Annotated in this window: 16 protein-coding genes, 1 tRNA gene and 1 pseudogene; 6 read left to right on the forward strand and 12 right to left on the reverse strand. The window is 48.4% G+C overall.

The features are described from left to right. Positions 1-38 precede the first annotated feature (38 nt). The 6 genes and pseudogenes from HV037_RS24635 to csgB form a co-directional block, all read right to left on the reverse strand. Complete coding sequence (locus HV037_RS24635; protein WP_249414949.1) at positions 39-386, reverse strand: hypothetical protein; 348 nt, start codon at positions 384-386, stop codon at positions 39-41. Further along, the gene (locus HV037_RS15360; protein ID WP_000019445.1) at positions 368-1,348 is read right to left on the reverse strand and encodes an IS5-like element ISKpn26 family transposase; all 981 of its coding nucleotides are present in this window, start codon (positions 1,346-1,348) and stop codon (positions 368-370) included. Before HV037_RS15360 ends, HV037_RS24635 begins: the two co-directional genes overlap by 19 nt. 70 nt (positions 1,349-1,418) lie before the next feature. Continuing rightward, positions 1,419-1,559: pseudogene (locus HV037_RS24825) on the reverse strand (type 1 fimbrial protein); the annotation flags it as partial. Between the two features lie 151 nt (positions 1,560-1,710). After that, positions 1,711-2,043, reverse strand: coding sequence for a curli assembly chaperone CsgC (csgC, locus tag HV037_RS15365; protein ID WP_016152602.1), 333 nt, complete (start codon positions 2,041-2,043; stop codon positions 1,711-1,713). Positions 2,044-2,104: 61 nt separating this feature from the next. Beyond that, on the reverse strand, positions 2,105-2,554 hold the full coding sequence (csgA, locus tag HV037_RS15370; protein ID WP_016156176.1) for a curli major subunit CsgA: 450 nt from the start codon (positions 2,552-2,554) through the stop codon (positions 2,105-2,107). Positions 2,555-2,594: 40 nt separating this feature from the next. Next, positions 2,595-3,050 carry a curli minor subunit CsgB gene (gene csgB / locus HV037_RS15375; RefSeq protein ID WP_019076446.1) on the reverse strand — a complete coding sequence of 152 codons (456 nt, stop codon included), beginning with the start codon at positions 3,048-3,050 and terminating at the stop codon, positions 2,595-2,597. 759 nt (positions 3,051-3,809) lie between these two features. Between csgB and csgD the strand changes: the two genes are divergently transcribed. The 4 genes from csgD to csgG are packed head-to-tail and all read left to right on the forward strand — an operon-like array spanning position 3,810 to position 6,155. After that, entirely contained in the window at positions 3,810-4,460 is a 651-nt protein-coding gene (csgD, locus tag HV037_RS15380) for a biofilm master transcriptional regulator CsgD (protein ID WP_003036091.1), read from the forward strand. 4 nt (positions 4,461-4,464) lie between these two features. Then, entirely contained in the window at positions 4,465-4,857 is a 393-nt protein-coding gene (gene csgE, locus HV037_RS15385; protein ID WP_016152600.1) for a curli production assembly/transport protein CsgE, read from the forward strand. 25 nt (positions 4,858-4,882) lie between these two features. Then, positions 4,883-5,296, forward strand: a complete 414-nt coding sequence (gene csgF / locus HV037_RS15390; RefSeq protein WP_016152599.1) for a curli production assembly/transport protein CsgF — start codon at positions 4,883-4,885, stop codon at positions 5,294-5,296. Between the two features lie 25 nt (positions 5,297-5,321). Next, complete coding sequence (csgG, locus tag HV037_RS15395) at positions 5,322-6,155, forward strand: curli production assembly/transport protein CsgG (protein WP_016152598.1); 834 nt, start codon at positions 5,322-5,324, stop codon at positions 6,153-6,155. Positions 6,156-6,202: 47 nt separating this feature from the next. Here the strand turns inward: csgG and HV037_RS15400 are convergent, their stop codons facing one another. From HV037_RS15400 to ghrA, 4 genes are all read right to left on the reverse strand, one after another. Beyond that, positions 6,203-6,685, reverse strand: coding sequence for a DUF1097 domain-containing protein (locus HV037_RS15400; protein ID WP_016156175.1), 483 nt, complete (start codon positions 6,683-6,685; stop codon positions 6,203-6,205). A gap of 101 nt (positions 6,686-6,786) precedes the next feature. Further along, on the reverse strand, positions 6,787-7,341 hold the full coding sequence (locus HV037_RS15405; RefSeq protein WP_103283704.1) for a molecular chaperone: 555 nt from the start codon (positions 7,339-7,341) through the stop codon (positions 6,787-6,789). A 23-nt stretch (positions 7,342-7,364) separates the two neighbouring features. Next, complete coding sequence (locus HV037_RS15410; protein WP_016156173.1) at positions 7,365-8,102, reverse strand: phosphatase; 738 nt, start codon at positions 8,100-8,102, stop codon at positions 7,365-7,367. An 86-nt stretch (positions 8,103-8,188) separates the two neighbouring features. Beyond that, the gene (ghrA, locus tag HV037_RS15415; RefSeq protein WP_019076444.1) at positions 8,189-9,127 is read right to left on the reverse strand and encodes a glyoxylate/hydroxypyruvate reductase GhrA; all 939 of its coding nucleotides are present in this window, start codon (positions 9,125-9,127) and stop codon (positions 8,189-8,191) included. A 235-nt stretch (positions 9,128-9,362) separates the two neighbouring features. On the opposite strand from ghrA, the gene HV037_RS15420 reads away from it, so the two are divergent. Together HV037_RS15420 and HV037_RS15425 are read left to right on the forward strand one after the other, a co-directional pair. Next, positions 9,363-9,450, forward strand: a tRNA-Ser gene (locus HV037_RS15420). 187 nt (positions 9,451-9,637) lie between these two features. After that, positions 9,638-10,006 carry a hypothetical protein gene (locus tag HV037_RS15425; RefSeq protein ID WP_181545560.1) on the forward strand — a complete coding sequence of 123 codons (369 nt, stop codon included), beginning with the start codon at positions 9,638-9,640 and terminating at the stop codon, positions 10,004-10,006. A gap of 57 nt (positions 10,007-10,063) precedes the next feature. Here HV037_RS15425 and phoH read toward each other — a convergent pair whose 3' ends face one another. Together phoH and efeB are read right to left on the reverse strand one after the other, a co-directional pair. After that, entirely contained in the window at positions 10,064-10,852 is a 789-nt protein-coding gene (phoH, locus tag HV037_RS15430; protein WP_016152592.1) for a phosphate starvation-inducible protein PhoH, read from the reverse strand. Between the two features lie 521 nt (positions 10,853-11,373). After that, entirely contained in the window at positions 11,374-12,657 is a 1,284-nt protein-coding gene (gene efeB, locus HV037_RS15435) for an iron uptake transporter deferrochelatase/peroxidase subunit (protein ID WP_103283702.1), read from the reverse strand.

Genomic DNA, 12,657 nt, shown 5'->3' on the forward strand with positions numbered 1-12,657 from the left:
TTTTTAACCGTAAGTGTGCATATCTACGCCACAGCGAGTCATTTATATTCAATATTAAGAATCGCCATGTTTTTCTGTTCATTGAGGTAGTGCATTTTGACTGTGGCAATTTCCTGCACATTCTGAGGGGCTGTCGCGAGCTGTTGCGGGTTGTAAAGACTATTCTGGTTGGTGCCGTTGCGGATACATGACAATTCAATTTGCTGCTGCTGTCTGTTAAGGAAGGTGCGAATAAGCAGGTCATTTCTTCCCAAGCTGACTCGCTGATTAAAATTTCGCGGATCTGGGCCGATTTTTTTCCCGCAAACACATCGAATCAGCCTATTTAGGCTATTTTTTCCACCATTTCTGGCGTTATTTCCGGTTTTTACTGAGATCTCTCCCACTGACGTATCATTTGGTCCACCCGAAACAGGTTGGCCAGGGTGAATAACATCGCCAGTTGGTTATCGTTTTTCAGCAGCCCCTTGTATCTGGCTTTCACGAAGCCGAACTGCCGCTTGATGATGCGAAACGGGTGCTCCACCCTGGCACGGATGCTGGCTTTCATGTATTCGATGTTGATGGCCGTTTTGTTCTTGCGCGGATGCTGCTTCAAGGTTTTTACCTTGCCGGGACGCTCGGCGATCAGCCAGTCCACATCCACCTCGGCCAGCTCCTCGCGCTGTGGCGCTCCTTGGTAGCCGGCATCGGCTGAGACAAATTGCTCCTCTCCATGAAGCAGATTACCCAGCTGATTGAGGTCATGCTCGTTGGCCGCGGTGGTGACCAGGCTGTGGGTCAGGCCACTCTTGGCATCGACACCAATGTGGGCCTTCATGCCAAAGTGCCACTGATTGCCTTTCTTGGTCTGATGCATCTCCGGATCGCGTTGCTGCTCTTTGTTCTTGGTAGAGCTGGGTGCCTCAATGATGGTGGCATCCACCAAAGTGCCTTGGGTCATCATGACGCCTGCTTCGGCCAGCCAGCGATTGATGGTCTTGAACAATTGACGGGCCAGTTGATGCTGCTCGAGCAGGTGGCGGAAATTCATGATGGTGGTGCGATCCGGCAGGGCGCTATCCAGGGATAATCGGGCAAACAGGCGCATGGAGGCGATTTCGTACAGGGCATCTTCCATGGCACCGTCGCTCAGGTTGTACCAATGCTGCATGCAGTGAATACGCAGCATGGTCTCCAGCGGATAGGGCCGTCGGCCATTGCCCGCCTTGGGATAAAACGGCTCGATGACAGCGGTCATATTCTGCCATGGCAGAATCTGCTCCATGCGGGAGAGGAAAATCTCTTTTCGGGTCTGACGGCGCTTAGTGCTGAATTCACTATCGGCGAAGGTGAGTTGATGGCTCATGATGTCCCTCTGGGATGCGCTCCGGATGAATATGATGATCTCATATCAGGAACTTGTTCGCACCTTCCTTAACGTCGCAAGGTGATTCAACTATCGCTCCGCGAAAATGAATAACCCCGCCGGTTGTGATTTGCTGCGCAATTGCAGGGAGGGTTAAAAGAGAAAAAGCACATAAACTGGTACTTAAAATACGCTTTAATAATGTACACATAAGGGTTCCTCAATGATTAGCCATCTTTGAGGGATCGAAATGATCCTTCACCGCTACGATTAACGATCAAATACAAACGCTCACACGCTTCTATATTCATAGAACAGCAGCGCATTCCCAGCCACACCCTTAATGCAAATACAGCAAAAAATTATGGGTGACTGTTTGAGTCAGGCCATTGTTGCGACAGATGCAGAGACTGCCCATCTGAAACGGTAACGATAATTTTGACCGAATCCTCAGATGAAATATTAAAGCTCAGTTTGGTTAATTCAATCGGTCGATTAGCAGGGACCGAAAGGCTTATTTTCTGCTGCGACTGGCTTTGTCCCCCCTGCCCTTTACGTATGGCAAGGACTTGTACCTCACATACGCACGGTTGGGTTAACGTCACCTGAGGAATAATGGTGTACATATCACCTTGCTGAGTTGTATTGAATGTTATTTGATTTGCCAGCGCGGCAATGAGTAATAGCGTATGCATCATATTCTCCCGAAAAAAAAACAGGGCTCACGCCCTGTTTATTATCAGTCAGAAAACTGAATTAGTGTTGGTTAGCTGTAGCGTTGTTGCCAAAGCCAACTTGCTGAATCAGCACATTGGAGTCAGAAGCGGTCTGATTAACCAACGCACCGTTACGGCCACCGAACTGGGTTACACTAATATCAGCATTTTTAGCATTCCACTGATCGATAGTGGCATTGTTCTGGAAGCCAGTCTGTTTCAGGCTAATGGTACTGTCATCAGCGCCCTGACCAACTACAGCCCCGTTACCACGCCCCTGTTGTGTGATAGTGACATCTGATTTACGCGCATCACTTTGCAGAGCATTCGCAGCGTTGTTTGACCCATATTGGTAAATACTCAGTGAAGAGTCCGGGCCATAGTTACTACCGCCACCATGATGATTGCCGCCCCATTGCGGAACAACACCAGCCAGAGCACTGCCAGAAACTACGATTGCTGCGAATGCTGCCACTTTTAAAAGTTTCATGGTAAACCCCCATCGGATTGATTTAATCGTCGTTAATGGATTAGCGTTGAGTAACGCGAATTGCCATTTGCGACTGTCTCTGCACCACAACTGCTGTTTTTTGTGTACCGTACTGAGTAATATTGGCTTTATTACCAGAACCTTTCTGGATAATTACCGCCGTATTACCGTATGAACCTTGTTTAATACTCGCGTCATTGGAACTACCCGTTTGATCAATATATGCAAAGTTATATGACCCCGTCTGGTCTGTTTTCGCTCGGTTACCAGAACCTTCTTGCGAAATAACCGACAATAACTTCGAGCCCCCCTGTCGAGTATTTGCACTGTTCGCAGTGCCAACCTGACCAATAATGGCTGCCTGATTAAATGAAGACTTACTTAATTCATTTACCGCAAAGTTATATTCTGAGTTAGCTAAATCATAACTTGTAGCGGATGCAATCCCAGGCACACCCAGCATTGTAAACATCATAAATAACAACTTGTTTTTCATGTTGTCACCCTGGACCTGGTCGTACATAAGGTTAAATTATTTACCACTCAAATTATTGTTAACGTGACTTACATTTGTTAACGCCACGTTACGATGAAGAGTATGTCCGTTGAAACATTTTAAATAACTCACCCACCAGTTGTATTTTTATATCCAGATTCACCCCAAAGTACTAATTAACCGCAATTAACACCGTTATAGCTCTGGATTTTATTTCTTTTGTAACCCGATGAGTGAATTTCTATGCAGTAACAAAAAAACGCGTTTCCCGCGTTTTCTGGGCCTTGCAGACGGTAGTGGGATTGTCCTCGGTACAAGTCGTGACAAGTGCCATTTTTTTCTATCTAAAATTGTTCAACTTAAAGTGAGACAAAAAAATCAAAATTCATTAGAAATCTAAAACCATCTAATTATAATTTTATTTCTTAAAATTCAATAAGATATTATAATTTGTATGATTTTTTAAATCTATGCAATAACGCTAAAATGTACAACTTTACTATCAAATCTAAACTCCACAAAAACGCAAAAATCACATTTTAATATATAAATTTACATTATGTAACATGTTTAACACTTGCTTTAAGATTTGTAATAGCTAGATTGAAATCAGTTGAAGTCCATTTGTTTTAATATTTTCACCCCGTTGGGTCGAAGTTTTATTTCTACACAGCAGTGCAACATCTGTCAGTACTTCTGGTGCCTCTATTTTAGTAGAGGCAACTGTCAGGTGTGCGACTAAAAAAGTGGAGTTTCATCATGTTTAATGAAGTCCATAGTATTCATGGTCATACATTATTGTTGATCACTAAACCATCCCTGCAGGCAACTGCGTTATTACAGCATTTAAAGCAATCGCTGGCGTTAACCGGAAAACTACATAATATTCAACGTTCTCTGGATGATATATCCTCCAGTTGCATTGTTTTACTGGATATGATGGAGGCAGATAAAAAACTGATCCATTACTGGCAAGATAATTTGAGCAGAAAAAACAACAATATAAAAACTTTATTGTTGAATACCCCAGATGATTATCCTTACCGGGATATTGAAAACTGGCCGCATATCAATGGCGTATTTTACGCAACTGAAGATGAGCAGCGTGTAGTCAGCGGTTTGCAGGGTGTGTTGCGGGGCGAATGCTACTTTTCGCAAAAGCTTGCCAGCTACCTGATCACGCATTCCGGGAACTACCGCTATAACAGCACGGAGTCGGCATTACTTACGCACCGTGAAAAAGAGATCCTTAATAAACTGCGTATCGGCGCCTCAAATATTGAAATCGCGCGTTCACTATTTATTAGTGAAAATACGGTGAAAACACATCTTTATAATCTTTTCAAAAAGATAGCTGTCAAAAATCGTACGCAGGCGGTCTCGTGGGCCAATGATAACCTCAGGCGATAAAGCCATGAAACGCTATTTGACCTGGATTGTGGCAGCAAATTTGTTCCTTGCTGCCGGGAATCTACACGCGGCTGTAGAGGTGGAGGTTCCCGGACTGTTAACTGACCACACTGTCTCTTCCATTGGCCATGATTTTTACCGGGCCTTTAGTGACAAGTGGGAAAGTAAGTACACAGGAAACTTAACCATTAATGAAAGACCCAGTGCACGTTGGGGAAGTTGGATCACCATAACGGTCAATCAGGACGTTATCTTCCAGACTTTTTTATTCCCGACGAAAAGAGACTTCGACAAAATTGTGGTCTTTGCATTGGCAGAAACTGAGGAAGCATTAAATCGTCGGCAAATAGATCAAACACTATTAAGCACGAGCGATTTAGCGCGCGATGAATTCTAAAACATGATTTTGTCCGGAGGCTTTCATGCGTGTCAAACATGCAGTGGTTTTGCTCATGCTGATTTCACCATTAAGTTGGGCCGGAAATATGACGTTCCAGTTCCGCAACCCTAACTTTGGTGGTAACCCAAATAACGGATCTTTTTTACTGAACAGCGCCCAGGCGCAAAACTCGTATAAAGATCCGAGTGCCGGCGACTACGGGATTGAAACCCCAACAGCGCTGGATAACTTTACCCAGGCGATCCAGTCACAAATACTCGGTGGCTTACTTACCAATATCAATACCGGTAAGCCGGGAAGGATGGTAACCAGCGATTTTATCGTTGATATCGCCAACCGGGATGGACAACTGCAACTGAATGTCACGGACAGGAAAACGGGGAGAACGTCGACTATTGAAGTGTCGGGTTTACAAAATCAGTCGACCGATTTCTAAATTATAGCCACGAAAGGAAAAAATCATGCAGCGCTTACTTATCATGGTGGCAGTAATTTTACTCAGCGGATGTTTAACAGCCCCGCCGCAAGAAGCCGCTAAGCCGACATTAATGCCCCGAGCCCAAAGCTATAAAGACTTGACGCACCTGCCCATGCCTACAGGTAAGATATTTGTCTCGGTATACAATATTCAGGATGAGACTGGCCAGTTTAAACCTTATCCGGCAAGTAACTTCTCAACCGCCGTCCCGCAAAGCGCCACGGCGATGCTTGTCACCGCATTGAAGGATTCTCGTTGGTTCGTCCCGCTGGAACGTCAGGGATTGCAGAACTTGCTTAACGAACGAAAAATCATTCGTGCAGCTCAGGAAAACGGCACAGTTGCCATTAATAACCGGATCCCTCTGCAGTCTCTGACCGCGGCAAACATCATGGTAGAAGGGTCAATTATTGGTTATGAAAGCAACGTTAAATCGGGTGGCGTTGGTGCGCGCTATTTCGGTATTGGCGCCGATACGCAGTACCAGCTCGACCAGATAGCGGTCAACCTGCGTGTGGTTAACGTTAGTACCGGTGAAATCCTCTCATCGGTGAATACCAGCAAAACTATCTTGTCTTATGAAGTGCAGGCTGGGGTATTCCGCTTCATTGACTACCAGCGACTGTTGGAAGGTGAAATTGGCTACACCTCTAACGAACCGGTTATGCTTTGTCTGATGTCAGCAATTGAAACCGGCGTTATCTTCCTGATTAATGACGGGATTGATCGCGGATTGTGGGATTTGCAGGATAAGAAACAAGTTGATAATGACATCCTGGTTAAATACCGCCATTTGTCGGTACCTCCGGAATCCTGAGTGGTCGATACAGCATAAAAAGCGTGAGGAAAACCCTCACGCTTTTTTTATTTACTGGTCAGCGTCGACGATAGCCGATTCTCACGACGAGATGCCAGCCACAATCCGCTGTTTTTCATCGCATAGCCGAATACCAGCCCCAGCGCCAGAGAAGGCACGACCAACTGCCAGTCACCCTGCCCTGCAAACGTTGCGCATGCGCCAATAAAGGTACCCGGCACAAATGAAAGCAACCATTGCTTTGCCTGAATACACATTAGAAACGCGACAATTCCCGTCATGACATAACCAATAATGTCCATATGCGGGGCAAGCGCGCTACCGTTAATAATCACCAACGCCCACACCACACCGCTTAGCAGCGTACACGCCGAGATCCACAGCCCTTTCAGCCCACCCTGCGGACAGGCAAAATAGGCCGTGCAGCCCAGAAAGCCAGCCCAACTGAGTAAACCAAGAGATACGGCCACCCATCCCCAAATCCCAGAGAGAATGCCCGTTGTGATTGCAATTGAGAGAAGTATGTTCATGCCGCGTATCTTAGCAGAAAAACGGCATGGGAATGAGATCGTGCACACAATTCATGCAATGATGTAAATTGAGTTGCAGTTTAATGAGATCTAAATCACATTTACTCTTCAGTATCTTCCTGCAATTCGTCCCACATCGCGCCAATGGCATCACGCGTTAACGGTGCCATGGTACGCCAGAACTGTGTGTTTGCATGCGCTTCAACTTTGCCAAGGAACGTGCCGCACCAGGGCAACAGGTATTCCACAAACAAGGTTTCGAGTGCTTCACTTTCATCTTCCGCAGACTGGTCTTCAAGCCATGAAGCCGCCAGCAACAGCGTGCCAATATGATCTGCAGGCGTATCTGCCAGCGGCATTCCGCGGGCAGAAAGAAAAGCACGAACATCGGATTCTTTCGCCCCTTCTACCCAGGCGCTACGATAAGGCGGCACCGCACACTCGTCGCCGACAAACAGCGCGTTGTAATCCGCAGCCAACTGAGGCATATCGCAGCTTTTCTGCAGACGAGTGAACAGTTCGTCCTGTTCCAGCGGCCAGTTGGCGGACAGTTTACCTTCACTAATCAGGGTAAACAGAGGAACCAGTAAAGGGTCCTGCGGTTGGCGGTAAAACAGCGAGCCCAGTACACGACACAGGATAGAAAACTCGTTCATTGATATATTCCAGTTAGTAACAATTACAGTTCAGCAAATTCCGCGATCGGCTCCATGCCTCGCGATTCCAGAAACGCCAGCAGGCGTTTAGGGGTGACGTTTAAAATTCTGTCTTCCGGGAAATTTACATCATCCAGAATTTTACGGCATTCACCAAATTCACCCAGTGTGAAAGCGGTATGTGAATCCGACCCTAACGCCACCCAGCCTCCGGCATCACGCACTGCCGCAGCGACCGCGCGACAATTGTCCTCACTCCCCTTACGCGAATGCAAAAACGAGGAGTTATTGATTTCCAGCGCGACCTGGTATTTTGCCGCCGCCTGCGCAATCGCTGTGATATCCACGGGATATTTAGGATTCCCCGGATGGCTGATGATATGCACGTGGCCACTGGCCATCGTGGCTATCATTGCCTGGGTATTGGTGTCTTTATCGTGAGGTGCAAAAACCGGCTCATGGAAGCCCGCAATGATGAGATCCAGGGAAGTAAACATCGGACCGGAACAGTCGATTTCGCCTTCAATATTCTTAATATTCGCCTCGATACCGCGCAGGATCCCTACGCCATCGACGATACGAGGCCAAATGCGCATATTAATAAAGTGCCAGTGATGAGGCGCATCCGCCATGTCCGGTCCATGATCGGTTATGGCAAACAGCTTGATGCCTTTGCGATGGGCTTCAGCGATGTAATCACTTAAGGTGCTGTAGGCGTGGGTACTGGCGACGGTATGCATATGCAGGTCAACGGGATACATAACTCTCTCCTGTAGTCATTTTCCGTCAAGGATAGCAGGTATCGTCGCCATTTATTAGCTGAAACCCGGCACTTGCCGGGTTACCATCAATATCCCCGAACGCGATCGACCTGACCCGTTACGGATTTCCCACTTTCCAGGTCCAAAATCGTACGGGAGATGTAGTCCACCGCCTCTGCCGGGCGTGTTACCGCGGCGATATGCGGCGTCATTGCCACACGCGGATGTTTCCATAGCGGGCTGGTTTCCGGCAGCGGTTCACGGCTATAGACATCCAGCATGGCACCTTTCACTTTGCCGCTGTCCAGCGATGCCAGAAGATCGTCTTCATTGAGATGAACGCCGCGCGCCAGGTTGAGCACGTAAGCGCCATCCTGCAATTGGCTGAGTAAATCAGCGTTAATAATGCCTACGGTTTCTGCCGTATTAGGCAGGAGGTTGATCAGCACGCGAGTTTGACTCAAAAACGCGCTCAGTTCCTCGGTACCGGCGAAGCTTTCCACACCAGACCAGGATTTACGCGTACGACTCCAGCAGCGTAGCGGGAACCCCCATGCTTGCAGACTTTCTGCAACTTTTGCGCCTAAAACACCAGCGCCCATGATCCCGACGCTAAACTCATCGCGGGTATATTCTGGCAACGGTTGCCATTTCGCCTGGTTTTTTAATGCCTGGTAGTCATCAAAGCGACGGAACCAGTGCAATACCTGACTAACCGCATATTCCTGCATTTGCAGGCCCATCCCCGTATCTTCCAGACGGAAAAGCGGGATCGACGCATCCAACATTTCCGGATGAGCGTTTAGTTTACTGAGAATAGAATCGACGCCCGCACCCAGCGCAAATACGGCTTTTAATTTTCGTCCGGCGAGCATTTCAACCGGAGGATGCCAGACCAGCGCGTAGTCAGCATGCGCATTATCACCTGCCTTCCACTCACGGACCCGCGCGCCAGGTATGGCCTTTGTCAGCGCATTAAGCCACCAGGTTGTATCGAATGTTGGGTGATAGAAAATTATATCCATAGCGTCTCCTGAACATTGTTATGCGGAACGTACTCGCACTTATAATCATCATTTTTCGAGGGAACATCAGAGTAGCAAATTTTAGGGTGCTGGCAAAAAAAACAATTCCCGCTTATTTAAGCTGCATATTGATTGAAGTTTGTGTAAATGCACGTTTTTTTCAAAAAGTTGATTGACGCCGGAGCGGTATTTCCCTAAATTAGCGCCCGTTCCGGTAGCACAGGAACAACAATATGGTGAGGTGTCCGAGTGGCTGAAGGAGCACGCCTGGAAAGTGTGTATACGGCAACGTATCGGGGGTTCGAATCCCCCCCTCACCGCCATATTCGAGAAAGAGCTCGTACGCAAGTACGGGCTTTTTTTTCGCATGTGAGCCGTCCTGAATAGCGTTAACCTGTAGGTCTGATAAGCATCGCGCTATCAAGCATCATCCCCCGCCCCGTTGCACATTATCTAAACCACTCTTATGCTGTAACTACCGCTTTCTCAAGCAATCAGGAAAATAACGGCATGTTAAACCTAGAAGGAACTTTGCTTGATGAGATCATGTCGCAGGCAGACGAAGCAGGATTTATTCCGTTGAAGGTTTTCTCGCTAAAAATCCTCAAACGTACACCGAATGAAATAAATACGTTTTTCGATCCTGACAGCCGATTCTACGAAGAGTATCAGCGAACGGTTATTTGCAACGTCAGGCATAACGTCACCATTAAAAAAACCTACACCAGCAATGGGATCTTACGAAAAGAAACTACGGAAGGTGGGATTTATAAGGATGACCTACTGACCTTTCTGGCACAAGCGCTAAAGAAAATAGACGAAAATAACCAACTGTTTGACCAGGCCTGCGCCAACTACTGGAGCAGCAAAAGAAAGTAATCTGCTGACGTCAAATAACAAAGCCCGGTTTCCCGGGCCTTGAAGACGGAGTACTTATCAGTTGTATGCATTGAGCGTCCGCTGACAGAGTGCCGAACGGACGCAATCGTCTTTATTGAAACGAACAATCCCAACCATATCATCTTCTTCGAAACGGGCCAGCGCATCGCTTAGCCCTGAGCGAACGTGGGCGGGTAGATCGCACTGGGTCACATCCCCGTTCACAATCACCGTCACATTCTCCCCGAGGCGAGTCAAAAACATCTTCATCTGTGCTGCAGTAACATTCTGAGCCTCGTCAAGAATGACCACTGCATTTTCAAATGTGCGTCCACGCATATAGGCGAATGGCGCGATTTCCACCTTACCAATCTCAGGCCGCAGGCAATATTGCATGAAGGAGGCCCCCAGACGTTTCACCAGCACGTCATACACTGGACGAAAATAAGGCGCAAACTTCTCGGAAACATCTCCAGGTAAGAAGCCGAGGTCTTCATCAGCTTGCAGAACTGGACGGGTTACAATAATCCTGTCCACGTCTTTGTGGATCAGGGCCTCTGCTGCTTTTGCCGCGCTGATCCAGGTTTTACCACACCCGGCTTCACCGGTAGCGAAGATCAGCTGTTTACTCTCGATAGCATTCAGGTACTGGGCCTGAGCTTCATTCCGCGCCGTGATTGGCGTGGCGTCGCGACTATCACGCGCCATACCAATCGCTTCTACGCCGCCCATCTGCACAAGCGAGGTGACCGATTCATCTTCACGTTGTTTATGGCTACGCGAATCCCGCCTCAGCACACGTTTTGCTTCACGACGAGCTTTGATCACTGCTTTTTGTCTTCCCATGGATAGCACCTTGAGTTGTAGGTATACATCACACGCGCCGTTGGCGGCACGATTATGCGCACGAACATCTGAGGGTTGGCTTCCTTGTAAGCCATTGCTTGCTTTCGGATAAGACGCCACACACGGCTACGCGCACCGTACAAGGTGTCAGTTACGAAGATAAGAAGTGAAAGGGAGAGAGATTTGGCGGTGACGAGGTGGCTACCGGAAGAGAAACGTCCGCGTAACGTACTGCAGCTACTGTGAAAAATGTGTCCAATACAGGACTTTTCCATCGCGATCTCCATAGTGAACGACTATCACCGCCGGGAACTACCGCTGTTTCTTATAATTACATCATAATCTTTCGTTAATGCAACAATATTTTTACTTGCTGTTAACTTAAATTCTATCTAATCACCAGAGACAGTCTCTTGCAGAGAGATGACAGAATTATTTCAGTCTCGTGCCGATCATAAAAAATAATTTGTTCATTCATACAGATGTCAGGAAAAGCCCCGCTGTACAACGGGGCGCGATCATCAGGCTTCGAGTAGAGACTGTCCCAGATATTGATCTGCGGTTTTGACACCCGGCAAAGCAAAGAAGTAGCCCCCACCAATTGGTTTGACATACTCTTCCAGCGCTTCACCGTTGAGGCGTTTCTGCACAGCCAAAAAGCCTTTTTCCAGATCGTGTTGATAGCAGACAAACAACAGTCCCATATCCAGTTGACCGGATGGGGTCACACCGAGCGAATAGCTGTAGCCACGGCGCATCATCAGGCTGGACTCGGTCTCTTTCGTGCGCGGATTCGCCAGGCGGATATGACTGTCGAGCGCAATCACCTCACCTTCGGGATCGCTGGCATAGTCAGGCACATCGTGCTCGTGCTGCATACCCAGCGGCGCGCCGGTGTGTTTATCTCGACCAAATATCGTTTGCTGCTCTTTCAGCGGCGTACGATCCCAGAACTCGACGCGAAACTGAATGAGCCTGACGGCCTGATAGCTACCACCTTGCGCCCAGACAGGTTCGCCCTGCCCGTCCGTAACCCACACCACGTCTTGCATCAACTTCGCATCCGTCGCGTCCGGATTCGCGGTGCCATCCTTAAAGCCAAGCAAGTTGACCGGGGTCTCTTTGCCTTTGCTGCGCGCGGCATGGTCGGAAATAAACCCTTCACGTTTCCAGCGCACGCTAAGGAGATCGGGCGTATGTTTAATGATATCGCGCAGCGCATGGATAACGGTATCCTGCGTGTTGGCACAAATCTGCAGCAGCAAATCACCATGGCACAGCGCCGCATCCAGCGAATCATTCGGGAAGCGGGTCATTTTTTGCAGCTTTTTCGGCATCTGCGATATCAGGCCATAACGTTCATCAAATAGCGAGGCGCCGACTGACAACGTCATCGTCAGGTTGTCTGGCGCAATGTATGCGCCGAGGATACCGGAATCCATAGGGGGTAAACGCGGGTTCGGCGTATCCGGCGCCGGCCCGCCCGTGGTCAGAAACGCAAATCGGGTGGTCAGCAAGCGGAACAAGCGTTCCAGATCAGCCTTATCGCTGGCGAGAACATCGAACGCCACCAGCATCATCGATGCCTGCTGTGGCGTCAGGATCCCTGCCTGATGCTGACCATAAAACGGCTGCGCTTCACTACGCGCATCAGGGGACAGCGTTCCCGGCGCGCTTTGTGGTTTTTGCGCGTGGGCAACCGGACATCCACCCGCCAGCGCCAGCGCCCCACCCAGGGCGCCCATCCCTTTCAGTAAACGTCGGCGTGAAGGTTCGCTCACGCCGTTTTCATTATCTTGCTGCAT

The organism is Citrobacter sp. RHBSTW-00017 (assembly GCF_013797615.1).
Classification (GTDB): domain Bacteria; phylum Pseudomonadota; class Gammaproteobacteria; order Enterobacterales; family Enterobacteriaceae; genus Citrobacter; species Citrobacter braakii.

Bases quoted from the DNA above. Each gene is read 5' to 3' on its own strand.
- HV037_RS15360 (WP_000019445.1), bottom strand. From the start codon at position 1,348: ATGAGCCATCAACTCACCTTCGCCGATAGTGAATTCAGCACTAAGCGC.
- csgC (WP_016152602.1), bottom strand. From the start codon at position 2,043: ATGCATACGCTATTACTCATTGCCGCGCTGGCAAATCAAATAACATTC.
- csgA (WP_016156176.1), bottom strand. From the start codon at position 2,554: ATGAAACTTTTAAAAGTGGCAGCATTCGCAGCAATCGTAGTTTCTGGC.
- csgB (WP_019076446.1), bottom strand. From the start codon at position 3,050: ATGAAAAACAAGTTGTTATTTATGATGTTTACAATGCTGGGTGTGCCT.
- csgD (WP_003036091.1), top strand. From the start codon at position 3,810: ATGTTTAATGAAGTCCATAGTATTCATGGTCATACATTATTGTTGATC.
- csgE (WP_016152600.1), top strand. From the start codon at position 4,465: ATGAAACGCTATTTGACCTGGATTGTGGCAGCAAATTTGTTCCTTGCT.
- csgF (WP_016152599.1), top strand. From the start codon at position 4,883: ATGCGTGTCAAACATGCAGTGGTTTTGCTCATGCTGATTTCACCATTA.
- csgG (WP_016152598.1), top strand. From the start codon at position 5,322: ATGCAGCGCTTACTTATCATGGTGGCAGTAATTTTACTCAGCGGATGT.
- HV037_RS15400 (WP_016156175.1), bottom strand. From the start codon at position 6,685: ATGAACATACTTCTCTCAATTGCAATCACAACGGGCATTCTCTCTGGG.
- HV037_RS15405 (WP_103283704.1), bottom strand. From the start codon at position 7,341: ATGAACGAGTTTTCTATCCTGTGTCGTGTACTGGGCTCGCTGTTTTAC.
- HV037_RS15410 (WP_016156173.1), bottom strand. From the start codon at position 8,102: ATGTATCCCGTTGACCTGCATATGCATACCGTCGCCAGTACCCACGCC.
- ghrA (WP_019076444.1), bottom strand. From the start codon at position 9,127: ATGGATATAATTTTCTATCACCCAACATTCGATACAACCTGGTGGCTT.
- HV037_RS15425 (WP_181545560.1), top strand. From the start codon at position 9,638: ATGTTAAACCTAGAAGGAACTTTGCTTGATGAGATCATGTCGCAGGCA.
- phoH (WP_016152592.1), bottom strand. From the start codon at position 10,852: ATGGGAAGACAAAAAGCAGTGATCAAAGCTCGTCGTGAAGCAAAACGT.
- efeB (WP_103283702.1), bottom strand. From the start codon at position 12,657: ATGCAGCAAGATAATGAAAACGGCGTGAGCGAACCTTCACGCCGACGT.